At 62.0% G+C, this 16,896-nt stretch carries 16 protein-coding genes; 9 read left to right on the top strand and 7 right to left on the bottom strand.

Annotated features, from left to right (window positions below):
- The first annotated feature begins 15 nt into the window (after positions 1 to 15).
- Both AC2T3R_RS21105 and AC2T3R_RS21100 read left to right on the top strand, forming a co-directional pair.
- Positions 16 to 309: a putative quinol monooxygenase gene (locus AC2T3R_RS21105; protein ID WP_015271638.1), complete on the top strand. Its 294-nt coding sequence runs from the start codon at positions 16 to 18 to the stop codon at positions 307 to 309.
- Between the two features lie 130 nt (positions 310 to 439).
- Positions 440 to 706 (top strand): hypothetical protein, encoded by a 267-nt coding sequence (locus tag AC2T3R_RS21100; protein WP_015271637.1) that lies wholly within the window; start codon positions 440 to 442, stop codon positions 704 to 706.
- On the opposite strand, the gene AC2T3R_RS21095 is transcribed toward AC2T3R_RS21100, so the two are convergent.
- Together AC2T3R_RS21095 and AC2T3R_RS21090 are read right to left on the bottom strand one after the other, a co-directional pair.
- Positions 707 to 1,312 carry a flavin reductase family protein gene (locus AC2T3R_RS21095; RefSeq protein ID WP_410951805.1) on the bottom strand — a complete coding sequence of 202 codons (606 nt, stop codon included), beginning with the start codon at positions 1,310 to 1,312 and terminating at the stop codon, positions 707 to 709.
- A gap of 118 nt (positions 1,313 to 1,430) precedes the next feature.
- Positions 1,431 to 1,835: a hypothetical protein gene (locus tag AC2T3R_RS21090; RefSeq protein WP_003258434.1), complete on the bottom strand. Its 405-nt coding sequence runs from the start codon at positions 1,833 to 1,835 to the stop codon at positions 1,431 to 1,433.
- Positions 1,836 to 2,179: 344 nt separating this feature from the next.
- Between AC2T3R_RS21090 and AC2T3R_RS21085 the strand changes: the two genes are divergently transcribed.
- Positions 2,180 to 2,932 (top strand): COG4705 family protein, encoded by a 753-nt coding sequence (locus tag AC2T3R_RS21085; RefSeq protein ID WP_025340470.1) that lies wholly within the window; start codon positions 2,180 to 2,182, stop codon positions 2,930 to 2,932.
- Positions 2,933 to 3,199: 267 nt separating this feature from the next.
- Here AC2T3R_RS21085 and AC2T3R_RS21080 read toward each other — a convergent pair whose 3' ends face one another.
- The 4 genes from AC2T3R_RS21080 to bglX all read right to left on the bottom strand — a co-directional run bounded on the left by AC2T3R_RS21080 (position 3,200) and on the right by bglX (position 10,322).
- Positions 3,200 to 4,519, bottom strand: a complete 1,320-nt coding sequence (locus AC2T3R_RS21080; RefSeq protein WP_003258436.1) for an MFS transporter — start codon at positions 4,517 to 4,519, stop codon at positions 3,200 to 3,202.
- Between the two features lie 278 nt (positions 4,520 to 4,797).
- Positions 4,798 to 6,132: a sigma-54-dependent transcriptional regulator gene (locus tag AC2T3R_RS21075; RefSeq protein WP_039613761.1), complete on the bottom strand. Its 1,335-nt coding sequence runs from the start codon at positions 6,130 to 6,132 to the stop codon at positions 4,798 to 4,800.
- Positions 6,126 to 7,883, bottom strand: a complete 1,758-nt coding sequence (locus tag AC2T3R_RS21070; protein ID WP_024087686.1) for a sensor histidine kinase — start codon at positions 7,881 to 7,883, stop codon at positions 6,126 to 6,128. Before AC2T3R_RS21070 ends, AC2T3R_RS21075 begins: the two co-directional genes overlap by 7 nt.
- Before the next feature lie 147 nt (positions 7,884 to 8,030).
- Complete coding sequence (bglX, locus tag AC2T3R_RS21065) at positions 8,031 to 10,322, bottom strand: beta-glucosidase BglX (RefSeq protein ID WP_410951804.1); 2,292 nt, start codon at positions 10,320 to 10,322, stop codon at positions 8,031 to 8,033.
- A gap of 186 nt (positions 10,323 to 10,508) precedes the next feature.
- On the opposite strand from bglX, the gene AC2T3R_RS21060 reads away from it, so the two are divergent.
- Both AC2T3R_RS21060 and AC2T3R_RS21055 read left to right on the top strand, forming a co-directional pair.
- Positions 10,509 to 11,126, top strand: a complete 618-nt coding sequence (locus AC2T3R_RS21060; RefSeq protein WP_013974020.1) for a TPM domain-containing protein — start codon at positions 10,509 to 10,511, stop codon at positions 11,124 to 11,126.
- Positions 11,127 to 11,396: 270 nt separating this feature from the next.
- Positions 11,397 to 12,620 carry a class I SAM-dependent methyltransferase gene (locus tag AC2T3R_RS21055; RefSeq protein WP_410951802.1) on the top strand — a complete coding sequence of 408 codons (1,224 nt, stop codon included), beginning with the start codon at positions 11,397 to 11,399 and terminating at the stop codon, positions 12,618 to 12,620.
- Positions 12,621 to 12,624: 4 nt separating this feature from the next.
- Here AC2T3R_RS21055 and AC2T3R_RS21050 read toward each other — a convergent pair whose 3' ends face one another.
- The gene (locus AC2T3R_RS21050; RefSeq protein WP_410951801.1) at positions 12,625 to 13,503 is read right to left on the bottom strand and encodes a response regulator transcription factor; all 879 of its coding nucleotides are present in this window, start codon (positions 13,501 to 13,503) and stop codon (positions 12,625 to 12,627) included.
- A gap of 448 nt (positions 13,504 to 13,951) precedes the next feature.
- On the opposite strand from AC2T3R_RS21050, the gene AC2T3R_RS21045 reads away from it, so the two are divergent.
- The 4 genes from AC2T3R_RS21045 to cpaB are packed head-to-tail and all read left to right on the top strand — an operon-like array spanning position 13,952 to position 16,869.
- Complete coding sequence (locus AC2T3R_RS21045) at positions 13,952 to 14,143, top strand: Flp family type IVb pilin (protein ID WP_486744221.1); 192 nt, start codon at positions 13,952 to 13,954, stop codon at positions 14,141 to 14,143.
- 32 nt (positions 14,144 to 14,175) lie between these two features.
- Entirely contained in the window at positions 14,176 to 14,694 is a 519-nt protein-coding gene (locus AC2T3R_RS21040; RefSeq protein WP_486744220.1) for an A24 family peptidase, read from the top strand.
- Positions 14,695 to 14,709: 15 nt separating this feature from the next.
- Positions 14,710 to 16,044: a Cdc6/Cdc18 family protein gene (locus tag AC2T3R_RS21035; RefSeq protein WP_054573868.1), complete on the top strand. Its 1,335-nt coding sequence runs from the start codon at positions 14,710 to 14,712 to the stop codon at positions 16,042 to 16,044.
- A 12-nt stretch (positions 16,045 to 16,056) separates the two neighbouring features.
- Complete coding sequence (gene cpaB / locus AC2T3R_RS21030; RefSeq protein ID WP_486744219.1) at positions 16,057 to 16,869, top strand: Flp pilus assembly protein CpaB; 813 nt, start codon at positions 16,057 to 16,059, stop codon at positions 16,867 to 16,869.
- Positions 16,870 to 16,896 lie beyond the last annotated feature (27 nt).

Raw genomic sequence — 16,896 nt, 5'->3', positions numbered from 1 at the left:
CAAGGAGATTGTGCAATGACCCCGACACAACCGGTCACCCACCTTGCTTTCATCCGTGCCAGCAGCGGGCGCTCGGCGGAGCTGGGCGCGCGCCTGCGTGACCTGCTCGAGCCCTCGTTGCGGGCACCGGGCTGCCTGAGTTTTTCGGTGCAGCGTTCGCAGGCTGATGCCGATTTATGGTTGCTCAGTGGCAGCTGGCAAGACCAGCAGGCGATGAGTGGCTATTTTGCTTCGCCGACACTGGAGGTGTTTGGTGAGTTGGTACAGGCGCAGGTGGTCAGCAGCCTGGATCTGCATACCTTTGATTGAGGTGTTGCCTATTCTGGCCTTATCGCCGGCAAGCCAGCTCCCACAGGTTTATCGCAGGTTTCGAGAGCGGTGCAGCACCTGTGGGAGCTGGCTTGCCGGCGATAGGGCCGGTACAGGTGAATAGGGTAAGATGCTGCCCTTGATCAACCAGGTAGATAGCAACATGGCACGTAGGGAATTCCCGCATTTCGAAGCGGTTTCGGCGATGGTCCCGGTGGAAGGTGGCGGCTACAACGCGGCCATCGCAGTCAAGGCCCTGGGCATGGGCGGCGCGCCGCGCTTTCACAAGATTCTCGACGGCCAGGTGTTCAAGGGCGCCGTGGCCGCCGATGAAGCGGCCACGGCCGAGCTGCAACGCCTGCAGGGCGTCAGCGAAGAGGGTGAGCTGATCTGGTGATCAGGCCGGTGGGCGGGCCATCTTGAACAGGTTGCCCAGCTCGAAATAGTCTGCCGGGCCACCACCACGCAGGATCGGCTCGGCGGCAGCGGTATCGTAGATACCGTTCTTCAACAGGTGCTCGGCAATGTGCACCGCCACCACTTCACCCAGGATCAACCAGCTGGGCACCAGTTCCTGGTCGGCCCGCTTGAGCTGGACGATCTGGCTGACCTTGCACTCGAAGGCCACTGGGGTTTCGCCGACACGCGGCACATTGACGATGCTCGATGGCGTGGCGGTGAGGCCGCTCAATTCGAATTCGCTTACCTCGGCGGCAACCGGTGCGCAGCTCTGGTTCATCTGCTCGGCCAACGGGCGAGTGGCCAGGTTCCAGACGAACTCGCCGGTCTGCTCGATGTTGTTCAGGCTGTCTTTGCGCCCGACGCTGCAGAAACCGATGATTGGCGGGATGTAGTTGAAGGCGTTGAAGAAGCTGTAGGGCGCCAGGTTCAGGCGGCCTTCGCGGTCCTGTGAGGAGATCCAGCCGATAGGGCGGGGGCCGACGATGGCGTTGAACGGGTCGTGGGGCAGGCCGTGGCCTTTTGCGGGTTCGTAGTAATACATCTGTGCTGGGCTTGCTGGCCCTACCTCCTGGTGGACAAGGCGCCTAGTGTGCCAAGCCTGTGCCCGCCTGAAAATGATCAAGCCCGGCCGAAGCCGGGCTGGGTGCTCGCATCAGGGATCAGCTGATGCGGTGGGCGTTGGTGCGGTTGAAGCCGTCTTCGGCGAAGCGCTGACCACCAGTGCGGTCGAAGCCGTCTTCGGCGAAGCGCTGACCACCAGTGCGGTCGAAGCCGTCTTCGGCGAAGCGTTGACCACCAGTGCGGTCGAAGCCGTCTTCGGCGAAGCGCTGGCCACCGGTGCGGTCGAAGCCGTCTTCGGCGAAGCGCTGGCCACCAGTGCGGTCGAAACCATCTTCAGCGAAGCGCTGGCCGCCAGTGCGGTCGAAACCATCTTCAGCGTAGGCAGCGGATTGGCTCTGGGTCGCTGCGAAGGTGTGGGCGTTGGTGCGGTTGAAGCCATCTTCGGCGAAGGCGCCAGCAGCGAAAACCGAGAGGGCCAGGGTGAGGATCAGTTTGTTTTTCATGGTCGTTGCTCCAGTGGTTTTTGAGGTTGTTTTGTTTCTATGGGTTTAATCCTACGCCGATTAATTTGATTAAAAAGCGCAAATAGTAGCGCTTAAAAATCGAATTGTTCGATATGTATTGGCGTGCATCTTGTGGCTCGGGCAGCGGTTCTGGCTCAGGATGTGTCCGCCCATGCGCCGACGTTCTGCCAGCCATTTCAGCTTGAGGCGGTGGAGTTAATGGGGCGTTAAGGATGAAAAATCTGTCATTGAAGGCTGCTGAACGCATTTTTCATACATCACCAACCGATTTTTCAAATGCTGCTCAGCACCATCGCCGCACCTCAAACCGGAGCGGCACAACAATGAACAAACTTCCGCAAATCACCTTGGCCTTCTGGGTCATGAAGATCTGCGCTACCACCCTTGGCGAAACGGCGGGGGATTTGCTGTCGATGACCCTGAACATCGGCTATGCCCTCAGTTCGTTGCTGCTTATCAGCGTGTTCCTGCTGACCTTGCTCGGCCAGCTGTACTCGCGCCGCTACCACCCGATGCTGTACTGGCTGGTGATCCTCTCCACCAGCACCGCCGGCACCACCATGTCCGACTTCATGGACCGCACCCTGGGCCTGGGCTACGCCGCGGGTTCGGCCATCCTCATCGGCATCCTGCTGCTGACCTTCCTGGTATGGCGCCTGAGCGGCAACCCGCTGGATGTCACCCGCATCAAGAACCGCACGGGCGAATTGTTCTACTGGGTGGCGATCCTGTTTTCCAACACCCTCGGCACCGCGCTGGGCGATTACCTGGCAGATGACTCGGGGCTCGGTTTTGCCGGTGGCGCACTGTTGATCGGCAGTGCCATCGCCTTGGTAGTGGTGGCCCGCTACTGGACACGCATCCCTGGCGTAGTGTTGTTCTGGGTCGCGTTCGTGCTTACCCGCCCGTTCGGCGCCACCTTGGGCGACTTCCTCACCAAACCCCACGAGAAGGGCGGTTTGGACTTCGGCACGGTCGGCTCTTCGGCGGTGCTGGGCGGGGTGTTGCTGGTACTGGTGCTGATGGCCACCTGGTACCAGCGCCGTGAGCCGCGTCAGGCGTTGGAGATGTCTTGAGCCTGCTTTCCGATACCAGTGAGCCGATTAATTGGGCTATTCGGCTCACATTGTGAGCCGATTAGGATTTCTAATCGGCTCATCAGAAGGCTTCGGAGGTATGGCTTGATGTTTGCGCTGTTGCTGAAATCAAGCGCCGTCCGCGCGGTGCGTCTCGCATGCGCTGGAGCCCTCAAACCGTACACCTGGATTGCATGACGCATTCGCATGTATGAAAAAAGGCGCCCCGAAAACGGGGCGCCCTTCTTGATTACCGCAAGCTCACACTCACTCAGTGGTAATTCGCGAGTGCTGCTTGGTGTCCTTCATGGTTGCGTAAACCAGCAGCGAGCAGGCGATGCAGGCGGTCACGTACCAGTAGAAGCCACTCTCCATGCCGGCGCTCTTGAACCACAGGGCCACGTACTCGGCGGTGCCGCCGAAGATTGACACGGTAAGCGCGTACGGCAGGCCCACGCCCAGCGCGCGGATTTCGGTAGGGAACAGCTCGGCTTTGACCACGGCGTTGATCGAGGTGTAGCCGCTGACGATGATCAGCGCCGCCATGATCAGGAAGAACGCGCCCCACCAGGTCTGGATGGTGTGCAGGGTGCTGAGGATCGGTACGGTGAACAGGGTGCCGAGCACGCCGAAGGCGATCAGGATCGGGCGTCGACCGATCTTGTCGGACAGGCCGCCGATCACCGGCTGCAGGCACATGAACAGGAACAGCGTGGCGGCCGAGATGGTGGTCGAGTCGCTGATGCTCATGCCAACGGTGTTGACCAGGTACTTCTGCATGTAGGTGGTGTAGGTGTAGAAGGCCAGGGTGCCGCCCATGGTCAGCCCGACCACGGTCATCAGCTCCTTGGGGTGGCGCAGCAGGGTGCGCATCAGGCTTTCCTTGGCCTTTTCCTTCTTGGTGAAGGAGGCGGTTTCTTCCATGCCGCGACGCAGGTACAGGGCCACCACGGCGCACAGCGCACCGATCACGAACGGTACGCGCCAGCCCCAGGCATACAGCTGCTCGGTGGTCAGGGTCTGTTGCAGGACGATCAGTACCGCCAGGGCAATGAGCTGGCCGGAGATCAGGGTGACGTACTGGAAGCTGGAGAAGAAGCCACGGCGGTCCTTGCTGGCCATCTCGCTGAGGTAGGTGGCCGAGGTGCCGTATTCACCACCCACCGACAGGCCCTGCATCAGGCGTGCAATGACCAGCAGGATGGGTGCGGCGACTCCGATGGTTTCGTAACCCGGGGTCAGGGCGATGACCAGCGAGCCTGCGCACATCAGCAGTACCGAGGCCATCAATGCGGCCTTGCGGCCTTTGCGGTCGGCGTACAGGCCCATCAACCAGCCACCGATCGGGCGCATGAGGAAGCCCACGGCAAAGATCGCGGCGGTATTGAGCAATTGTGCGGTGGAATCGCCGGCCGGGAAGAAGGCCTTGGCGAAGTACAGCGAGAATGCGGCGTAGACGTACCAGTCGTACCATTCGACCATGTTGCCGATGGACCCGCTGAAGATCGACTTCAGGCGGCTGGCGGTGGTTTTTTCTGTGGCAGGCGCGGTGGACGCCCCGGCTGGCAGGGAGGTGGCATTATCCATCAGGGATACCTTCTCGTTGTTTTTGTGGAGCGCGCCGTGGCGCAGCTTGCACAGGTGATTGCAGAAGGTGTGCCAAATGGGTGCATTGGGCTTCAAATGGGGGCGCTGCGCGCCCCTTCGCGGGCACGCCCGCTCCCACAGATGCCGCGTTATTCCTGACGTGGCGCATTTCCCTGTGGGAGCGGGCGTGCCCGCGAAGGGCTGCAAGGCAGCCCCGGAAAATCAGATTAATGAGCGGTTTTTTGCTTGCTGATTGAGCGAGATAAGCGGATTTCCGCTCATTCCCGCCCAATGAAGTCCTCGCGCACCAACCCATGCCTCTGCATCTTTTCGTTCAGCGTGCGCCGCGGCAGCTGCAAGGCCTCCATCACCGCCTTGATTTCGCCCCCGTGCTGGCGCAGCGCCGCGCGCAGGCATTGCGCCTCGAACGCTTCCATCTGTTCGCTCAACGACTGCCCGGCAGGCGTCACCTCGATGTTCGGCGAGCCCAGCCCCAATGCATGCCGTTCCGCCGCGTTGGCCAGCTCACGCACGTTGCCCGGCCAGTCATGCGACAGCAGCTGCGCCAGTTGCGCGCCCGACAGTGGCGGGGCTGCGCGACCAAGCTTTTCGCCGGCGGCACGGGCAAAGTGCTCGAACAGCAGTGGAATGTCCTCACGCCGTTCACGCAACGGCGCCAGGCGCAACTCGGCCACGTTCAGGCGATAGGCAAGGTCTTCGCGAAAGCGCCCGGCGCGGGCTTCTTCGAGCAGGTCGGGCTTGGTCGCGGCAATGATGCGCAGGTCGACGCTGATGCTCTGGTTGGCCCCCAGGCGTTCCAGCTTCTGTTCCTGGATCACCCGCAGCAGCTTGGCCTGTTGGGCCAGTGGCATGCTTTCGATTTCGTCGAGGAACACCGTGCCACCGTTGGCGTACTCAAGCTTGCCGATGCGCTTGCCCTGTGCGCCGGTAAAGGCGCCGCTTTCATGGCCGAACAGCTCGGCCTCGAACAGCGACTCGGGGATGGCTGCACAATTGAGGGCGACGAACGGCTTGTCGGCGCGCGGGCCAAAATCGTGCAGGCAGCGGGCCACGCGCTCTTTGCCACTGCCCGTTTCGCCGCGGATCAGCACATTGACCGGCAGGCTGGCCAGGTCCAGCACTTGCCGACGCAGCTGTTGCAGGCCCTGGGACATACCCAGCAGTGTGCCTTCCAGGCGTGACTTGAGATCGGCCTGCTCGTGCAGCCGGCGGTTTTCCAAGACCAGCTGGCGCTTTTCCAGGGCCCTGCGCAGGCTGCCCAGCAGGTGCTGCGGGGTAAAGGGTTTTTCCAGGAAGTCGTAGGCCCCGCTGCGCATGGCTTCCACTGCCATGGGCACATCGCCGTGGCCGGTCAGCAGGATCACCGGCAAGTCGGGGTCGTCCGCCTGCAGGCGTTCGAGCAACTGCAGGCCATCCATGCCCGGCATGCGTACATCGCTGATGATCACCCCGGGAAAGTGCCGTGGCAGGTGTGCCAGGCATTCTTCGGCGCGGGCGAACAGTTGCACGCTGAAGCCCGACAGGCTCAGCCATTGCTCGACCGCCGTGCGGATACTGGCTTCATCATCGACGACGATCACTGAATTCAACATGCAGGCTCCAGGTCACGGGGCAGGGTAAGGCTCAGGCGCGCGCCGCCAGGCAGGTTTTCGGCCTGCAGCTTGCCGCCGGCCTCGTGGACAATGCCGTAGGAGATGGCTAGCCCCAGCCCAAGGCCTTCACCCACCGGCTTGGTGGTGAAGAATGGGTCGAAGACCTTGGCCAGGTTGGCCTCGGCAATGCCGCCACCCGAATCCAGCACGCTCAGGCGCCATAGCTCGCCGTCGGGCTCGATGCGGATCTCCAGGCGTTTGTAGCGCTTGTCGGCCATGGCGTCGAGGGCATTGCGCAGCAGGTTGATCAGCACCTGCTCCAGGCGAATGGCATCGCCGCGCACCCAGGCCGGGCGCGCCAGGTACAGGGCTACCTCCACTTCTTCGCTGCGAATACGCGCCTCCAGCAGGTGCAGTGCCTGGTCGACCACGGTGGCCAGGTCGAGGCGTTCGCGCAGGCCGACCGGGCTGTTGCGGGCGAAGGTTTTCAGGTGACTGGTGAGCGCGGCCATGCGTGTGAGCATCTGCTCCAGCGGCTCCAGTGCCTGGCGTGCTTCGTCATATCGGCCATGGTCGAGCAGCAGACGCAGGGTTTCCAGCTGCATGCGCTGGGTGGTCAGCGGCTGGTTGATTTCATGGGCCATGGCCGCCGACATCTGCCCAAGCGCCGCCAGCTTGGCCGATTGCACCAGCCCCTCCTGGGCGGTGCGCAGCTCACGGGTGCGTTCCTCGACCTGGCGCTTGAGCTCCTCCCGGCTACGCTGGCGCAGGCGGGCAAGGCGCAGGCGCTGGCTGACGAACAGCGCAGCGAACACCAGGCTCAGCCATACGGCGGCGGCACCGAGGGCGGCATTGCGACCGTCGGCGGCCACCTGCGGCTTGCGCAGCAGATGCAAGGTCCAGTTTTCACTTTCCAGCGGCAGGCTTTCCCACAGGTACTCGGCGCTACCCTCCGGGCCTTGCACGCGGCTGAGGGTGCTGTTGGCGGCAAAGCGGGTCAGCACCTGGTGCTGCAGCGGCACCAGCGGTTGCTTGTCGTACTGACGGGTTTCGGCCAGTTCGGCACGGTCGGCACCATTGAGCGGCTGCAGCTCGCGGTAGCGCCAGCCGTCCTGGTTGGCGATGAAGGTGATGCCACGGGCATCGCTGACCAGCAGGATGTCGCTGCCCTGGCGCCACTCGCGCTCCAGTTCGGGGAACTCCAGCTTAACCACCATGGCGCCGAGGAAGCGGCCATGCTCGTCGTTCACCGCGCTGGCGAGGAAGTAGCCCGGCACGCCGCTGGTCACGCCCACGGCGTAGAAGCGGCCACTGCCTTGGCTGCGGGTTTGCTTGAAGTAGGGGCGGAAACCGTAGTTGGAGCCCACATAGCTGCTGGGCAGCCGCCAGTTGCTGGCGGCGATGGCCAGGCCGGTGCGGTCGAGCAGTTCGAGGGTGGAGGAGTTGGCAGCGCCGTTGATGCGTTCGAGTTTGCGGTTCAGGGCGTCCTGCATCGGTTCGCTGACCGGGCCGCGCAGGGCGGCGATCAGTTCCGGGTCCAGCGCCAGCACGGCGGGCAGGGCGCGGTAGCGGTCGATCAGCGTGTGCAGGGCATTGGCATACAGGCCCAACTGCTGGCTGGCACGCTGGGCGTCGGCTTCCATGGCCTGGCGCTTGGCCTGGTGCATGGCCCAGCCGGCGCTGAGGGCGGTGCCCAGCACGATCAGCAGGGAGATCAGCCCCAGACGCAGGGCGCGAACGGAAAAGGGCATGGGCGGATCCGGATGAATGGGATATCAGGGCCGGCCTATTCGCGGGCTTGCCCGCTCCTACAGAAGATTCACAGCCCGATGGACCTGTGCATTACCTGTGGGAGCGGGCAAGCCCGCGAAGGGGCCGGTACAGGCAAAACCTGTCAGTTACAGCAGTTCAAAGCTCTGTTGCTGCACCGCCTGGGAATCCAGCCCGACCTGGACATTGAATTCCCCTGGCTCGGCAACCCGCTGCAGTTGGCCATTGTAGAACTTCAGGTCTTCTTCGCTGATGCGGAAGCTCAACGTGCGCGACTCGCCAGGCTTGAGCATTAGCTTCTGGAAGTTCTTCAGTTCCTTCACCGGGCGGCTCATCGATGCCGATACATCCTGCAGGTACAACTGCACCACGGTCTCGCCTGCCACCTTGCCGGTGTTCTTCACCGTCACCTTGGCCTCCAGCGTGTCGCCACGCTTGAGGTCCTTGTTCGACAGCTTCAGCCCCGACAGCTCGAAGCTGCTGTAGCTCAGGCCATAGCCGAACGGGTACAGCGGGCCATTCGGCTCCTCGAAGTACTGCGAGGTGTAGTTGCCCGGCTTGCCCGGTGTGAAGGGCCGGCCAATACGGGTGTGGTTGTAGTACATCGGGATCTGCCCGACCGAACGCGGGAAGGTGATGGCCAGCTTGCCGGACGGGTTGTAATCGCCGAACAGTACGTCGGCAATCGCGTTGCCGCCTTCGGTACCGGCGAACCAGGTTTCCAGAATGGCGTCGGCCTGCTCGCGTTCCCAGGCAATCGACAGTGGGCGGCCGTTCATCAGCACCAGCACCAGCGGCTTACCGGTGGCCTTCAGGGCCTTGATCAGCTCCCGCTGGCTGGCCGGGATTTCCAGGGTGGTACGGCTCGACGACTCGTGGGACATGCCGCGGGATTCGCCGACCACTGCCACCACCACATCGGACTGCTTCGCCGCCTTCACCGCCTCGTCGATCAGCACCGCGGGCGGGCGCGGGTCGTCGACGATTTCCGGAGCATCGAAGTTGAGGAAGTTCAGGTAATCGAACATCGCCTTGTCGCCGGTGACATTGGAACCTTTGGCGTAGACCAGCTTGGCCTTGCCCTCCACGGCGCGGCGCAGGCCTTCGCGCACGGTCACCGAGTGCACCGGTTTGCCGTCGGCAGCCCAGCTGCCCATCATGTCGATCGGGGCATCGGCCAGCGGGCCGACCAGGGCGATGGTACCGGCCTTTTTCAGCGGCAGGGTCTGGTTGCGGTTTTCCAGCAGCACCAGGCTGCGGCGCGCCACGTCACGCGCGGCATCGCGGTGCAGGCGGTCGTTGCCGTAGTAGTCCTTCAGGTCGGTTTCGGCCTTGCCGATGCGCACGTACGGGTCCTTGAACAGGCCCATGTCGTACTTGGCACCCAGCACTTCGCGCACTGCCTGGTCCAGTTCGGCCTGGGTCACTTCGCCAGACTTCAGCAGGCCTGGCAGCTCTTCGCCGTACAGGGTGTCGTTCATGCTCATGTCGATGCCGGCCTTGATCGCCAGCTTGGCGGCTTCGCGCCCGTCGCGGGCGACGCCATGGCGGATCAGTTCCTGGATGGCACCGTGGTCGCTGATGGTCACGCCCTTGAAGCCCCACTCCTTGCGCAGCAGGTCGTTCATCAGCCAGGTATTGGAGGTGGCCGGCACGCCGTTGATCGAGTTCAGCGCCACCATCACCCCGCCGGCACCAGCGTCGAGCGCGGCGCGGTAGGGTGGCAGGTAGTCGTTGTACATTTTCGGCAGGCTCATATCGACCGTGTTGTAGTCGCGCCCGCCTTCCACCGCGCCATACAGGGCGAAGTGCTTGACGATGGCCATGATGCTATCGGGGTTGGCCGGGCTGCTGCCCTGGAACGAGCGGACCATCACCTGGCCGATCTTCGAGGTCAGGTAGGTGTCCTCGCCGAAGCCTTCACTGGTGCGGCCCCAGCGCGGGTCGCGGGCGATGTCGACCATCGGTGCGAAGGTCATGTCCAGGGCGTCGGCCGCGGCTTCGATGGCGGCGGTGCGGCCGACCTTGGCGACGGCGTCCATGTCCCAGGTCGCGGCCATGCCCAGGCCGATCGGGAAAATGGTGCGTTCGCCGTGGACGGTGTCGTAGGCGAAGAACATCGGAATCTTCAGCCGGCTACGCATCGCCGCGTCCTGCATGGGGCGGTTCTCGGGGGCCGTGCGTGAGTTGAAGGTACCGCCGATGCGCCCGGCGGCAATTTCCTCGCGGATCTTATCCTTGGGCATTTCCGGCCCGATACTGATCAGGCGCAGTTGGCCGATCTTCTCGGCTTCGGTCATCTGGCTGATCAGATGGTCGATGAACGCCTGCTTGTCCTGCAGGGGCGGGGCGGAGGGGGCGGCGAGTGCCGCCTGACTGGCAAGGCCCATGGCCAGGCCCAGCAAAGACAGTTTCATCATCAATTCCGTTGTGAGGCCTGTGCCGTATCCACGGTGATACGCGCGCGGCCGAAGTTTTCAGGCGGCTATTGTTGTACGATTTGCAGGCATTTCTTCCAGCGGCGGATTATGCCTGAATATGTCGCCTGCGGACGAAGCCCCGAATGCCGGGACAACAACTATAAGAACGCTCAAGAGACCGACGGCATGACCCCCCTCGACGAATACCATCAGCGCCAGATCGCCGAAGCCATTGCCCGTGCCGAACGGCGCACCGATGCCGAACTGGTGACGGTGCTGGCCCGCCGGGCCGACGATTATGCCTACTGGCCGTTGTTCTGGGCCGCCGTGCTGGCGCTGGCCGTGCCGGCCCTGTTGCACTGGCTGCTGGGTTGGCCCGGAGTGCGTGGCTTGCTGGTGGCCAATGTGCTGCTGTTCGTAGGCTTGTGCCTGCTGCTGCGCAGCCCGCGCCTGGCCGGCTGGCTGATCCCCCGGGCCCTGCGCCGCTGGCGTGCTTCGCGCCTGGCCCGCCAGCAGTTTCGCGAACAGAACCTGCAGCGCACTGCTGGTGCCACGGGCGTACTGATCTTCGTCAGCGAGGCGGAGCGGCATGTGGAGATCCTGGTCGACCGCGGTATCGAGCGCCATCTGGATGCCACCGCCCGCGCGGCCATCGTCGCCCGCCTTGCCGAACAGGTACGCCAGGGCCGCACCTTGCAGGGGTTTGTCGAGTGCATCGAGGCATGCGGCGAACTGCTCAGCGAACATGTGCCGCCTACCCATGCACGTAACGAGTTGCCCAACCGGTTGGTGATTCTCGATTGAGCCCTAATGCCAGTCAGTCAAGCAAATTGGGGCCGCTTTGCGGCCCTTCGCGGGCTTGCCCGCTCCCACAGGTGTGTCGCTGAGCCCATGATTTGTGCGACCCCTGTGGGAGCGGGCAAGCCCGCGAAGGGCTGCAAAGCAGCCCCAATTAAACAGGCAAACCTTAACTGACTGGCATTAGGGCAAGCCCGCTCCCACAGGAAGTTGAGCACCCTGTAGAATGCGTGCATTGCGCCATGCGCTCCCCGCTATCCGAGGCACCGTTTTTCCATGTCCGCCAGTTCTTCTGCCCCATCCGCGCCGGATGCGCGCACCCAGTTTCTCGACCTGCTGAACGCCGCCCTGCATGGCAATACCCTGGTCAAACTGGTATTGGCGCGCCATGTCGGTGCCGACCAGACCTTGCAACGGATCATTGCCAAGCCGCTGCAGGTCAAGGGCCAGCCGTGCCTGTCGCTGGTCTATCGCCACCAGACCCGTGATATCACCCGCAATCTGGCGCTGGAGCAGGCCCAGGCGCTGGTCGCCGAGCTGCTACCGGACAGCTTCCGCAACGCGCACCTGTTCGATGCCGACGGTGAAGTGCAGTTGACCTTCAGCAAGAAGGGCAAGCCCATGCTCCAGCGCCACGGCGCACAGGCGCCGCGCGAAGCTGCCAGTAGCAGCGGCCATGACCGCGAGAAGAAGCGCTATCTGGAGCTTTCACGGCCGTTCCTGCGTGACCTCGGGGTTACTGACGCACAAGGCGCGCTGATACCGTCGATGTCGCGCAAGTGGAAGCAGATCAACAAGTTCATCGAAGTCTTCGACCACGCCCTGGCCAGTGCACCGGTGCCGGCGGCGCAGGCGCTACGGGTGGCCGACTTCGGCTCAGGCAAGGGCTACCTGACCTTTGCCATGCACGACTACCTGCGCAATAGCCTGGGCCGCGAAGCACAGGTAACCGGCGTCGAGCTGCGCCAGGACATGGTCGACCTGTGCAACGCCGCCGCCTTGCGCCTGGAGCACCCGGGCCTGGAGTTCCAGTGTGGTGATGTGCGTAGCGTGGTGCCCGAGGCCATCGAAGTGATGATTGCCCTGCATGCCTGCGACATCGCCACCGACTACGCCATCCACACCGGCATCCGCTGCAACGCCGCGATCATCATGTGCTCGCCGTGCTGCCACAAGCAGATCCGCCCGCAATTGCACAGCCCGGGGTTGTTGCAACCGATGCTGCAGTACGGCCTGCACATGGGCCAGCAGGCCGAAATGCTGACCGACAGCCTGCGCGCGCTGTACCTCGAAGCCTGCGGGTACGAGACCAAGGTGTTCGAGTTCATTTCGCTGGAGCACACCAACAAGAACAAGATGATTCTTGCGGTGAAGCGGCGCCAGGCAGGGGACAACGGCGCGTTGCTGGAGAAGATCGGGCAGCTCAAGGCGTTCTATGGGGTGAAGGAGCATTGCCTGGAGACGCTGTTGCGTGCGGATGGGTTGCTGCCTGGCGTGTGATTCTTCAGCGGCTCTTGTGAAATGCCGCATTCGGTAACACGTTATCCATCAGTGGCGCATCTGGACCTTTCAGAGGCTCGGTTTCGCTGACCGACGCTCCGAGCTGGCGGGCATGTCGGTATTCGCTGGGTGTGCAGTTGCTGACCTGCTTGAAGGCACGGGCGAAGTAGGATGGGTCCTTGAAGCCGGCCTCATAGCCGATGCTGGTAATCGGCATCTGGCTGTTGACCAGCAGGTCCATGGCCAGGTTCATGCGCTTGCTCAGGATGTAATCCAGAAACCCAACGCCGTTGACCTCCTTGAACAGGCGGCTGAAGCGGGCCGTGGTCATGCCGCAGCGCTGTGCGATGTCCTTTTGGTCGATGCATTCGCGAAAATGCTGGTCGATGTATGGCATGACCTTGCTGAGCGCCTGGTGCTTGTGGTGTTCGCCGGTCAGGCGAATGCTGTCCGGCAAAGAGGGAAGGTGGTCGATGCGCTGCGCATGGCCTGAGGTCTTGCTGGCGTGGCGTATGTCGCACAGCTGCTTGAGGACATCGATGTAGCGACTTTTCTCACCGCTTGTCAGCGGCAATACCAGATACTCCCAGACCCGCGAACGCATGGCCCAGACAGCCAGCTCTTCGGAGTGCTGCACGGTGAACATGGTGATCGGTATGGACGGTGAGTTGCGTTTCACTTCCAGCAGCAGGTTGAGGTTGAGGGTGTCGGGGCGATCGAAATGCATGCAGATCATGTCTGCCTGCTGGCGTTCGGAATGCGCCACGGCCTTCGCCAGTTTGCAATCGCAGACATGACTGAACTGTGCCATCAGCGCTTCGGTGGAATGATCGCGTGTCAGATCGAACCACAACAGCAGCGGCTTTGTGCCCGGGTTAGACATCGTGACTTAACCTTATGCTGGGGAGTTTCCCTACGAGCAGCAGTATTGTCAAAACACTATTAAGTCGCCGAGCAATTTGGTTATTACCTTAGATCGTTTTTGCTTAGGGGGTTCTATGCGTTTTGTAAAACCCTGATGTTAGACAGGTTCCGCAGTCAGGCTGGTCTTTGATCATGACGACCGCTTGTCGGCTTTGAACAAACGTGCCAGAACCTTTCCCTGAGCCGGCTGCAAATGCGTACGAAAGTGCTTCTCATATTGACGCTTGCTACCTGTTTTCCTGGTGGCATTGTCACTTTTTGGATGCTGGCCAATGGCCGCAAAAAAGTCCTAGCGATTCGCAAAAATCTCCTAACGACTGTCGCCTCCCCCTGACTAGGATTCCCATCAGGTAGTGCAACCGCTACTGCCCGGGAAGAAAAATAATGTCCTTAGCGAGGTGAGCGAAATGACTCTGCAAACAATCAAGGCTTCGGTCGTGAAGTTCGTCAAAGATGAAGATGGGCTGACCGTTGTGGAATATGCGGTGGCTGGTGGGTTGGTGACGGCACTTGTTGTTGGGATATTCACTAGTCTCGGAACTGAAGTGCAAACAAAGATGCAGGCTCTCTGCACTGCCATTAAAGGGGCGGCGTGCTAATAGAAATAATCATCCAGCAGGGAGAGGCGGTGATGACCAGAGAGCAGTTGGTTATGACTGTTTTGCTGATGGGGCTGCTGGGTATCGCGGTGGCGAGCGACCTTCGTCGCCACCGCATTCCCAACCTCCTGATTCTGGTGGGGCTGGGGTTGGGCTTGGCTGGTCAGGCTTACTCCGCCGGAGTCAGTGGTTTCGGTTATGGGTTGCTGGGGTTGCTGATTGGCTTCGCCATTTTTCTCCCAATGCACGCCTTGGGTGGGATGGCTGCCGGCGATGTCAAACTAATGGCCATGGTCGGCGCTTTTCTTCCTTGGAACGGCGCGCTCAGCGCGGCACTCCTGAGTCTGATTGCCGGATGTCTATGTGGTCTTCTACTAATTCTAGTGCGTGGCCAGTTACCGATGACCTTGTCGCGTTACTGGTTGATGTTGAAAGCACAGGCGTATTTCGCACCGCAGTCTGATGAAGTGGCCGGAAAGCCTTTCCCATACGCCATAGCAATTCTTCTCGGAACCCTTGTCAGCCTTTTTTGGCAACCGCTTGGCCTATAGCCTGGGAGGCTAACCATGTACGCACTCAGAGACAGTGGTGCCTGCGCCTGTGACAAGGACGCAGTGCAGAGCCTGGCACCTCAGCCACGTACAGTCCGTGAGACTGGCCTGGCAGAAAGCTTTCTCGCTGATCTGCTGTGCAAGCACCTGCATGACGCCGGTACGCTGGACCTGTCGCGCCTGGTGGAGCGCCTGGCACTGACCGGTGCGGTGGTAGAAGAAGTGTTGGCCTTTCTGCGCAAGGATGGCCGCGTCGAAGTACTGGGCCAGGTCGGTGTGCAAACGGGGGGGCAGGTGCTCCGCTACGGCCTGACCGAACGCGGCCGTGCCACCGCTCGCGATGCACTGGCGCGCAGCGGCTATATCGGCGCGGCGCCCTTCCCTGTAAGTACCTACCGTGACCTGCTCAAGCTGCAGACCATCCACCATGGCCGCATCAGTACGCAGGACATGCACTCGGCCTTCGCAGGTGTTGTGCTCTCGGAGAGCATGCTCGATCAACTGGGCGTAGCGTTGAACTCCGGGCGCGCGATCATGATTTACGGTCCCGCAGGCACCGGGAAGACCTACGTCAGCAGCCGGTTGATTCGTCTGTTCGCCGAAGCCATCTGGGTACCGCATGCCATAGAAATCAATGAGTCGGTTATCGAGGTGTATGACCCTCAGGTGCATCAGCGCCTGGAGGAGGAGGGGCAACCCACCAGCCTGTTGCTGAACGAAGGCATCGATCGCCGGCTGGTGCGCTGTAAGCGCCCGGTGGTGATCACTGGCGGCGAACTGGGCATGGAGCAACTGGATGTCCGTTTCGATCCGAGCACCCGCCAGTATCAGGCCTCCTTGCAACTCAAGGCCAGCAATGGCCTGTTCATCATCGACGACATGGGGCGCCAGCGCATGGCCCCGGCCGAGCTGTTCAACCGCTGGATCGTGCCGATGGAAGAGAAGCGCGACTTCCTCAACCTGGGTGGCGGGCGCCATTGCGAGCTGCCGTTCGATCTGGTGCTGGTGTTCTCCACCAACCTCAACCCGCTGGAGTTGGCTGACGAAGCCTTCTTGCGGCGCATTGGCTACAAGCTGCAGTTCAGCTACCTGAAAGTCGATGAGTACGAACGCATCTGGCGTCAGGAATGCGAACGCCTGGGCCTGGCTTACGACCCGCTGCTGTTGCGTTACGCGCTACAGGCGCTGTACGAGGTCGAAGGCGTGCCGCTGGTGCCCTGCCACCCTCGCGACCTGCTGAACATGGCGCTTGACCGCCAGCGTTACCTGGGCGGCGATGGTCCGCTGTCGCCACAGGAGCTGAAATGGGCTTGGCAAAGCTACTTCGTGCAGATCGACTTCCTTGGATGAGGAGATGCAGACATGAGTGCCCGTACGCTGACCTTGGTTGCCGTTTCCCTGACCCTGGGGCTTGGCGCCGCCTGGATGGCCAACAACTGGCTCAATGGTCGGCTCAACGCCGCCCCGGATGACAACATGAAGAACGTGGTGGTCGCTACGGTGGAGATCCCGTTCGGGCAGATGATCGAGGCCCAGCAGGTCGCCATCGTGCGCATGCCCAAGGATGCGGTACCTGACGATGCCTTTGACAGCAATGAAAAGGTGGTTGGCAAGATTGCCACTTTCGCACTGTTGCGCGGCGATGTGCTACGTAGCGCTCGCCTGGCCGAGCACCTGGGTGGCAGTACCCTGGCTTCATTGATTGCTCCAGACAAGCGCGCCATTTCGGTGCGTGTGGATGACGTGGTCGGGGTGGGCGGGTTCCTGTTGCCGGGTAACCGGGTCGATGTTCTGGCGACCAAGCAAAGTAACGGCAGCGGTAATGACGCTGAATCCAGAACCATCCTCCAGGACCTCCGGGTATTGGCCGTGGACCAGACTGCAGGGACGGACAAGACCCAGCCGGTGGTGGTACGTGCCGTGACCCTGGAAATGTCGGCCAAAGAGGCCGAGGTGCTGGTCAGGGCGCAATCTGAAGGGAAGTTGCAACTGGCCCTGCGCAACCCGTTGGACGCTCAGAAGCAGGCGTCAGCCGTTGCTGCTGTCGAGCCGGTGAAGGCTGCAACGCCAGCATTCAAACCCCAACCAAGACCGGTGGTAAATCGTAGTAGTGACGGTGGCGCGGTCACCATCATCCGTGGGACTGAAGTTGAAGTAGCGAAAGCAAGGTTTTAAGGCGGCAGGCGTCCGAATGGCTAACGT

It is taken from the genome of Pseudomonas sp. PVC-5-1, from assembly GCF_057444345.1.
This window is presented reverse-complemented; position numbering and strand designations above follow the sequence as displayed.

What these genes read in the sequence shown, in the direction of transcription:
- AC2T3R_RS21105 (WP_015271638.1), top strand. Translation starts at nt 16, where the DNA reads ATGACCCCGACACAACCGGTCACCCACCTTGCTTTCATCCGTGCCAGC.
- AC2T3R_RS21100 (WP_015271637.1), top strand. Translation starts at nt 440, where the DNA reads ATGCTGCCCTTGATCAACCAGGTAGATAGCAACATGGCACGTAGGGAA.
- AC2T3R_RS21095 (WP_410951805.1), bottom strand. Translation starts at nt 1,312, where the DNA reads ATGTATTACTACGAACCCGCAAAAGGCCACGGCCTGCCCCACGACCCG.
- AC2T3R_RS21090 (WP_003258434.1), bottom strand. Translation starts at nt 1,835, where the DNA reads ATGAAAAACAAACTGATCCTCACCCTGGCCCTCTCGGTTTTCGCTGCT.
- AC2T3R_RS21085 (WP_025340470.1), top strand. Translation starts at nt 2,180, where the DNA reads ATGAACAAACTTCCGCAAATCACCTTGGCCTTCTGGGTCATGAAGATC.
- AC2T3R_RS21080 (WP_003258436.1), bottom strand. Translation starts at nt 4,519, where the DNA reads ATGGATAATGCCACCTCCCTGCCAGCCGGGGCGTCCACCGCGCCTGCC.
- AC2T3R_RS21075 (WP_039613761.1), bottom strand. Translation starts at nt 6,132, where the DNA reads ATGTTGAATTCAGTGATCGTCGTCGATGATGAAGCCAGTATCCGCACG.
- AC2T3R_RS21070 (WP_024087686.1), bottom strand. Translation starts at nt 7,883, where the DNA reads ATGCCCTTTTCCGTTCGCGCCCTGCGTCTGGGGCTGATCTCCCTGCTG.
- bglX (WP_410951804.1), bottom strand. Translation starts at nt 10,322, where the DNA reads ATGATGAAACTGTCTTTGCTGGGCCTGGCCATGGGCCTTGCCAGTCAG.
- AC2T3R_RS21060 (WP_013974020.1), top strand. Translation starts at nt 10,509, where the DNA reads ATGACCCCCCTCGACGAATACCATCAGCGCCAGATCGCCGAAGCCATT.
- AC2T3R_RS21055 (WP_410951802.1), top strand. Translation starts at nt 11,397, where the DNA reads ATGTCCGCCAGTTCTTCTGCCCCATCCGCGCCGGATGCGCGCACCCAG.
- AC2T3R_RS21050 (WP_410951801.1), bottom strand. Translation starts at nt 13,503, where the DNA reads ATGTCTAACCCGGGCACAAAGCCGCTGCTGTTGTGGTTCGATCTGACA.
- AC2T3R_RS21045 (WP_486744221.1), top strand. Translation starts at nt 13,952, where the DNA reads ATGACTCTGCAAACAATCAAGGCTTCGGTCGTGAAGTTCGTCAAAGAT.
- AC2T3R_RS21040 (WP_486744220.1), top strand. Translation starts at nt 14,176, where the DNA reads ATGACCAGAGAGCAGTTGGTTATGACTGTTTTGCTGATGGGGCTGCTG.
- AC2T3R_RS21035 (WP_054573868.1), top strand. Translation starts at nt 14,710, where the DNA reads ATGTACGCACTCAGAGACAGTGGTGCCTGCGCCTGTGACAAGGACGCA.
- cpaB (WP_486744219.1), top strand. Translation starts at nt 16,057, where the DNA reads ATGAGTGCCCGTACGCTGACCTTGGTTGCCGTTTCCCTGACCCTGGGG.